The organism is Streptomyces sp. NPDC058240 (assembly GCF_042882135.1).
GTDB lineage: Bacteria > Actinomycetota > Actinomycetes > Streptomycetales > Streptomycetaceae > Streptomyces.
In genome coordinates this window covers 569,742-576,515 of sequence record NZ_JBHVWT010000001.1, presented here as the reverse complement: position 1 = coordinate 576,515, position 6,774 = coordinate 569,742, and the positions used below count along the sequence as shown (strand labels likewise).

General features: G+C 69.8%; 3 protein-coding genes and 1 pseudogene. 3 read left to right on the top strand and 1 reads right to left on the bottom strand.

The features are described from left to right. Window positions 1-181: 181 nt before the first annotated feature. A pseudogene (locus ACFVX4_RS02615) lies at window positions 182-661 on the top strand (XRE family transcriptional regulator); the annotation flags it as partial. On the opposite strand, the gene ACFVX4_RS02610 reads toward ACFVX4_RS02615, so the two are convergent. Next, entirely contained in the window at window positions 634-2,118 is a 1,485-nt protein-coding gene (locus ACFVX4_RS02610) for an MFS transporter (RefSeq protein WP_389971200.1), read from the bottom strand. The pseudogene ACFVX4_RS02615 and the gene ACFVX4_RS02610 sit on opposite strands and share 28 nt — an antisense overlap. A gap of 70 nt (window positions 2,119-2,188) precedes the next feature. Between ACFVX4_RS02610 and dusB the strand changes: the two genes are divergently transcribed. Next, window positions 2,189-3,337 (top strand): tRNA dihydrouridine synthase DusB, encoded by a 1,149-nt coding sequence (gene dusB, locus ACFVX4_RS02605; RefSeq protein WP_389971198.1) that lies wholly within the window; start codon window positions 2,189-2,191, stop codon window positions 3,335-3,337. A 683-nt stretch (window positions 3,338-4,020) separates the two neighbouring features. Beyond that, entirely contained in the window at window positions 4,021-6,768 is a 2,748-nt protein-coding gene (ppdK, locus tag ACFVX4_RS02600; RefSeq protein WP_389971196.1) for a pyruvate, phosphate dikinase, read from the top strand. Window positions 6,769-6,774 lie beyond the last annotated feature (6 nt).

Genomic DNA, 6,774 nt, shown 5'->3' with positions numbered 1-6,774 from the left:
CCGATGCCCGGGGACGGCAGGTGATCAGGAAGCGGGAAGCCGACGACGGCGTCCCCCCCCGTCCACCCCCCCCTGCCCCCCCCCCCCACGCCCTTGTCCGCGCCCCGTCGCCGCCCGCGCTCACGCCACCCTGCGCGGCAGCCGCAGACTGAGCAGCGTCGTCAGCATCACCGCGGCCGTCCCGGCCTGCATCCAGAACAGCCGGTACGACATCCTCGCGTACAACCGGACGTACGGCAGGCTGCTCCGCGACCTGGACGCGGTCGCCCCCGAGGACCGCAACTGCATGATCCTCGCCTGCACCAACGCGGAGTGGCGCTCCGCCGTCGTCGACCTCCCCGAGGTGAACCGGGTGATGGCCGCCAAGTTCCGCAGGGCGATGGCCGAGCATCTGGCCGAGCCCGCCTGGAAGGCACTCCTCGGACGGCTGGAGGAGACCTCCGCGGAGTTCCGGGAGATCTGGGCACGGCACGAGGCGGTGGGCGCGGGCGGCCGGACCAAGATCTTCCGCAACGCCCATGTCGGACTGCTCCGCCTCGAACACCCCGACCTGTGGCTCGGCCCGTCGAGCGGTCCGCGCATGGTGACGTACGCCCCCGCCGACGAGGAGACCAGAGAGCGCCTCCAGCGTCTTCAGGCCCTGGAGCTCGCCGAGGCCTGATCCCCGGCCGGGGCGCCCGTCGGCTTCTCCAGCCGCTGCGCGGTCCGGCGTGCGGTCTCCCGCGCCCAGTGCCCGCTCGTCAGCGCCCCCACCAGCAGGACGCACAGCCCGCATCCGCCGAGGATCCACCAGGCGGGCTTGCTCGCGTCCACGAAGGCCACCGCGTACTCGGCGCCGCGCGGCGCCCCGGTCCCGGCCACGCCCGCCGCCAATACCGCACCGATCACGGCGACCCCGAGCGTCCCGCCGATCTGCCGGCTGGTCGAGGCCACCGCGGCCGCCACCCCGGCCTGCGAGCGCGGCATCCCGGAGACGGCCGTGTTGGTGATCGGCGCGTTCACCATGCCGAAGCCGAGGCCGAACAGCACATAGCCGGTGAACAGCAGGAAGTTGTCCGTCTCCGCGTCGAACACGGCGAACAGCAGCCCGCACGCCGTCATGGCCACGCCCGCCACGAGCAGCGACAGCCGCGGCCCCCGGCTGCCGACGAGCCGCCCGGACAGCGGTGCGCAGACAAAGGTCAGGGCCGCCATCGGCAGCATGTACAGACCGGCGTGCAGCGCGCTCAGCCCGCGCACGTTCTGCAGATACAGGGTGTTGAGGAAGAGGAACCCGCTCAGCGCGGCGAAGGCGCAGACCGCGATGACGGTGGCGCCGCTGAACGGGGCGCTGCGGAAGAACCGCAGATCGATGAGGGGCTCGGCACGCCGGGGCTCGTACAGCAGCAGCCCGACGAGGGAGCACACGGCGAGCACGGTGAACACCAGGATCCGCGGCGAGGTCCAGCCCGCCGAGGGCGCCTCGATGATCGCGTACGTCAGCGAACCGAGCAGCCCCATCACCAGCAGCTGCCCCACCGGGTCGGGGCGGCGCGGCTTCGGGGCGCGGGACTCGGGGACGTACCGCCAGGTGAGCAGGAGCGCGGCGATGCCGACCGGCAGATTGATCCAGAAGATCGACCGCCAGCCGACCGAGTCCACCAGCAGACCGCCGATCACCGGGCCCGCCGCCATGGAGATGCCGACGACACCGCCCCACACCCCGATGGCACGGGCCCGCTCGCGCGGGTCGGTGAAGGTGTTGGTGATGATCGACATCGCGACGGGGTTGAGCATCGAACCGCCCACCGCCTGCACCATCCGGAACGCCACCAGCGACTCCAGGTTCGGCGCCACGGAGCAGAGCAGCGAACCGAGGGTGAAGAGGACGAGCCCGATCTTGAAGACCTTCCGGCGCCCGATCCGGTCGGCGGTGGAGCCCGCGAGCATCAGCAGCGAGGCCAGGACGAGGGTGTAGGCGTCGATCGTCCACTGCATGCCGGCGACGGTGGCGTGCAGTTCCTTCTGCATGGACGGCAGGGCGACGTTGAGCACGGTGTTGTCGAGACTGACGATCAGCAGACTCATGCAGCAGATCGCCAGCACCAACTGCCGTCGGCGGTGGCTGAGCTCGGGCATACATGGATAGTACGGTTAACTAACGAACTCCGCCGCCGGAGAGCCCGGCCGCGTACGCGACAATGGAGCAATGACCACGCTCGCCCCCTCGCTCCCGCTGCTCCGGATCGGCCCGCACACGGTGCAGCCGCCGGTGGTGCTCGCCCCCATGGCCGGCATCACCAACGCCCCGTTCCGCACCCTGTGCCGGGAGTTCTCCGGCGGCAAGGGGCTGTTCGTCAGCGAGATGATCACCACCCGGGCGCTGGTCGAGCGCAACGAGAAGACCATGCAGCTGATCCACTTCGACGCGAGCGAGACCCCGCGCTCGATCCAGCTGTACGGAGTGGACCCGGTCACCGTCGGCAAGGCCGTCCGCATGATCGTCGACGAGGACCTCGCCGACCACATCGACCTGAACTTCGGCTGCCCGGTCCCCAAGGTGACCCGCAAGGGCGGCGGCTCGGCGCTCCCGTACAAGCGGCCGCTGCTGCGCGCGATCCTCAACCAGGCGGTCTCCAACGCGGGTGATCTGCCGGTCACCATCAAGATGCGCAAGGGCATCGACGACGACCACATGACCTACCTGGACGCGGGCCGGATCGCGGTCGAGGAGGGGGTCACGGCCGTCGCCCTGCACGGCAGGACGGCCGCCCAGCACTACGGCGGCACCGCCGACTGGGACGCCATCGCCCGGCTCAAGGAGCACGTCCCGGAGATTCCCGTGCTCGGCAACGGCGACATCTGGTGCGCGGACGACGCCCGCCGGATGATGCGCGAGACCGGCTGCGACGGCGTGGTCGTGGGCCGCGGCTGCCTGGGCCGCCCCTGGCTCTTCGGTGATCTGGTGAGCGCGTTCGAGGGCACGGAGACGCGGCAGGCGCCGGAGCTCCGGAAGGTCGCCGAAGTGATGCTGCGGCACGCGACGCTGCTGGGGGAGTGGATCGGCGACGAGACGCGCGGCGTGATCGACTTCCGTAAGCATGTCGCCTGGTACCTCAAGGGCTTCTCGGTCGGCTCGGAGATGCGCAAGAAGCTCGCGGTCACCTCGTCGCTGGAGGAGCTGGGCGGGCAGTTGCAGGAGCTGGACCTGGACCAGCCGTGGCCGGACGGCGCGGACGGGCCGCGCGGGCGCACCTCGGGCAACAACCGCGTCGTGCTGCCGGACGGCTGGCTGAAGGACCCGTACGACTGCGCGGGCGTGAGCCCGGACGCGGAGCTGGACACCTCGGGCGGCTGAGAGGCTGTCCGCCGGGGGCGGCACCGGGCCTTTCCCCGGCCCGGCCCCTGGCCCGCCCCCGGCCCCCGGCCCAGCCCCGACCCCGGCCCTTCCAGGCTCTCCCCGGCCCTTCCAGGTACGCGACGCCACAGGCACCGCGTGCCTCTTCTTTTGCCTCGCTCATCTGAGCGTCATATTCGGCCGGATTCGGCGGTAGTCCGGCCGGTGGGCGACTCGAACGAGCCGACCACAGGCATCGCATGGCGATTCTGTTCACACTCAGGCCACTTCGGTGATCGTCGCGTGACGGGCAGTCGCCGATCGAGCGTCCGGATGGTGACATCTGAGCGCCGGCCGTAGAGTGATTCTCGCCACCCTGAGAGCCAGTGCGCTCAGATGAGCGCAATGTCGAGGGCTTGACTTCTCAAATGATGGCACTCCGTGCCAGGAGCCTCCACTTTGATCGATCGACGCTTCCACTGCGCTGCGTGATCGAACTGCGGGGTGTTCGTGGCTCTGAGTGGTGATTCGTTCAAGAAGTGAAGGAACGGCTCTATCGGGCGACAGGTCACGTCACTTTCGATCTGCTGGCGGACGGGTGGTTGAGGCCTCATGACGCGCAAGTGGACGTACCCAGACACCTTCGATCTGGGTATGTTCCTCGCCGTCAGGGCAGCCACCGCGTCCTCGAGGAGTCGAGACCCGTGTCGGAAAACAAAGATCCCCACGTAACCACCCCGGAATCCCGGGAGCCCCAGGGCGAGAAGTTCGTTTATGACTTCACCGAGGGCAACAAGGATCTGAAGGACCTCCTCGGCGGCAAGGGTGCGAACCTCGCCGAGATGACCAACCTCGGGCTCCCCGTCCCTCCGGGATTCACCATCACCACCGAGGCGTGCAAGGTCTACCTCGAAAGCGGCGAGGAGCCGGCCGCACTGCGTGCCGAGGTCAGCGCGCACCTCGACGCCCTCGAAGCGCGGATGGGCAAGAGGCTCGGCCAGGCCGACGGCCCGCTGCTGGTCTCGGTCCGCTCCGGCGCGAAGTTCTCGATGCCCGGCATGATGGACACGGTCCTCAACATCGGCCTCTCCGACGAGTCCGTGGTCGGTCTCACCGCCCAGGCCGGCGACGAGCGGTTCGCGTGGGACTCCTACCGCCGTCTCATCCAGATGTTCGGCAAGACCGTCCTCGGTGTCGACGGCGACCTCTTCGAGGAGGCGCTGGAGGCGGCGAAGGAGGCCAAGGGCGTCACCGTCGACGTCGACCTCGACGCTGCCGACCTGAAGAAGCTGGTCGAGCAGTTCAAGAAGATCGTCGCGCGGGACGCCGGACGCGACTTCCCGCAGGACCCGCGCGAGCAGATGGACCTGGCCATAAAGGCCGTCTTCGACTCGTGGAACACCGACCGGGCCAAGCTCTACCGCCGCCAGGAGCGCATCCCGGGCGACCTCGGCACGGCCGTCAACGTCTGCTCGATGGTCTTCGGCAACCTCGGGCCCGACTCCGGTACGGGTGTCGCCTTCACCCGCGACCCGGCCAGCGGCCACCAGGGCGTGTACGGCGACTACCTGCAGAACGCGCAGGGCGAGGACGTCGTCGCCGGTATCCGCAACACCGTGCCGCTCGCCGAGCTGGAGCCGATCGACAAGAAGTCGTACGACCAGCTGATGCAGATCATGGAAACCCTCGAAACGCACTACAAGGACCTGTGCGACATCGAGTTCACCATCGAGCGCGGCCGGCTGTGGATGCTCCAGACCCGGGTCGGCAAGCGCACCGCCGGTGCCGCCTTCCGGATCGCGACCCAGCTCGTCGACCAGGGCCTGATCGACGAGGCCGAGGCGCTCCAGCGGGTCAACGGCGCGCAGCTCGCGCAGCTGATGTTCCCGCGCTTCGACGACGAAGCGAAGACCGAGCTGCTCGGCCGGGGCATTGCCGCGTCCCCGGGCGCCGCGGTCGGCAAGGCCGTCTTCGACTCGTACACCGCGGTCAAGTGGTCCCGGTCCGGCGAGAAGGTCATCCTGATCCGCCGCGAGACCAACCCCGACGACCTCGACGGCATGATCGCGGCCGAGGGCATCCTGACCTCGCGCGGCGGCAAGACCTCGCACGCCGCCGTCGTCGCCCGCGGCATGGGCAAGACCTGTGTCTGCGGCGCCGAGGACCTGGAGGTCGACACCAAACGCCGCCGGATGACGGTGGGCGGCCGGGTGATCGAGGAGGGCGACGTCGTCTCCGTCGACGGCTCCACCGGCAAGGTGTACCTCGGTGAGGTCCCCGTCGTACCGTCCCCGGTCGTCGAGTACTTCGAGGGCCGGATGCACGCCGGCGCCGACGACGCCGACGAGCTGGTCGCCGCCGTGCACCGGATCATGGCGTACGCGGACCGGGTGCGCCGGCTGCGGGTGCGGGCCAACGCCGACAACGCCGAGGACGCGCTGCGGGCCCGCCGCTTCGGCGCCCAGGGCATCGGCCTGTGCCGCACCGAGCACATGTTCCTCGGCGAGCGCCGCGAGATGGTCGAGAAGTTGATCCTCGCGGACACCGACGCCGAGCGCGAGACCGCGCTGGAGGAGCTGCTTCCGCTCCAGAAGGCCGACTTCATCGAGCTGTTCGAGGCGATGGACGGACTGCCCGTCACCGTACGGCTGCTCGACCCGCCGCTGCACGAGTTCCTGCCCGACATCACCGAGCTCTCGGTGCGGGTCGCGCTCGCCGAGTCCCGCAAGGACGCCAACGAGAACGACCTGCGTCTGCTCCAGGCCGTGCACAAGCTGCACGAGCAGAACCCGATGCTCGGTCTGCGCGGGGTCCGTCTCGGGCTCGTCATCCCCGGCCTGTTCGCCATGCAGGTACGGGCCATCGCCGAGGCCGCGGCCGAGCGCAAGAACGCCAAGGGCGACCCGCGCGCCGAGATCATGATTCCGCTCGTCGGCACGGTCCAGGAGCTGGAGATCGTCCGCGAGGAGGCCGACCAGGTCATCGCCGAGGTCGAGGCCGCCACCGGTACCCGGCTGAAGCTCACCATCGGCACGATGATCGAGCTGCCGCGCGCCGCGCTGACCGCGGGCCAGATCGCCGAGGCCGCGCAGTTCTTCTCCTTCGGTACGAACGACCTGACCCAGACGGTGTGGGGCTTCTCCCGTGACGACGTGGAGGCCTCGTTCTTCACCGCGTACCTGGAGAAGGGCATCTTCGGGGTGTCGCCGTTCGAGACGATCGACAAGGACGGCGTCGGCTCGTTGGTCCGCAGCGCCGTCGCGGCCGGCCGGGCCACCCGCCCGGACCTGAAGCTCGGCATCTGCGGCGAGCACGGCGGAGACCCGGAGTCGGTGCACTTCTTCCACGAGGTGGGTCTGGACTACGTGTCCTGCTCCCCGTTCCGCATCCCCGTCGCCCGTCTCGAAGCGGGCCGGGCGGCGGCGGGTTCGGCCGGCAGCGACAGCCGCTGACCCGGC